This window comes from Agrobacterium rubi TR3 = NBRC 13261, from assembly GCF_000739935.1.
Taxonomy (GTDB): domain Bacteria; phylum Pseudomonadota; class Alphaproteobacteria; order Rhizobiales; family Rhizobiaceae; genus Agrobacterium; species Agrobacterium rubi.
This window is the reverse complement of the sequence record NZ_BBJU01000043.1, coordinates 1-946: the sequence shown is the minus strand read 5'-3', so window position 1 is coordinate 946 and position 946 is coordinate 1. Positions and strand designations below refer to the sequence as shown.

Genomic DNA, 946 nt, shown 5'->3' with positions numbered 1-946 from the left:
AGTCCTCGATCCATCCGTCGATGAGCCGGAGCGCTGTTTGGGCGTCCGGTAGAGCTGATATCCGAATATAGTCCCGCTTCAACGTTTTGACGAAAGCTTCCGACATGCCGTTCGACTGCGGGCTGGCGACCAGCGTGAAGCAAGGTATCAGATTGAGTGCCTGGGCAAATATCCTCGTGTCCCGCGCTGTGTAAGCCGAACCATTGTCCGAGAGGTGCTCGATAGCATTCGGGGCTCGGGTTGCGCGGAAGCGTTTCTCGACTGCCTCCAACATCATGTCGCGCACGTCAGAGCCGGAGATGCCTGCATTGGCGACTGCCGTCCAAGCGATGATCTCGCGGTCGAAGGCGTCGATGATGAAGGCGAGACGGATGACCTCGCCATTCCAGCAGGTGAACTCCAGACCGTCGGAGCACCAGCGCAGGTTAGAGCGCATAACCATGACCTTGCCATCATGGATGCGGCCTTTGCGAACGGCCTTATGTTTCTCCAGCAGCATGGCATGGTTGCCCATGATGCGATGAACCCGTTTGGCGTTGACGACAGGCTGATCGGCGGCTCGCCTTTCGCGATTGAGCAGCGCGGCGATCCGCCGATAGCCATAGGTTGGCCTTTGATCCACCAGCCTGCGAATGGCCGGTAGAAGCTCTGCATCCTCAGCCTTGTAGTAGGCTCCGCGTGGCTTTGATCTGCCTTTCAACCGCTCGACAAGGTTCGAGCGGGAGATGCCCAGCGTGTCGGCGACGGTCTTCATCGGGAACCGTCCTTCGGCAACAAGATCGGCCGCGATATCCGTTTTTTTGAGTCCGCTTTGGAAAGGGCTTCGCGGAGGATTTCGACCTCCATCGTCTTACGGCCGAGCATGCGCTCCAGCTCCCGAACGCGATCCTCCAGTTTCTTCACTTCCGAATTGCCGACAACCGGCTCGTCAGAATCCACGGCTGAA

Annotated in this window: 1 pseudogene; it reads right to left on the bottom strand. The window is 58.6% G+C overall.

The features are described from left to right. Window positions 1-946: pseudogene (locus RRU01S_RS24685) on the bottom strand (IS3 family transposase); the annotation flags it as partial.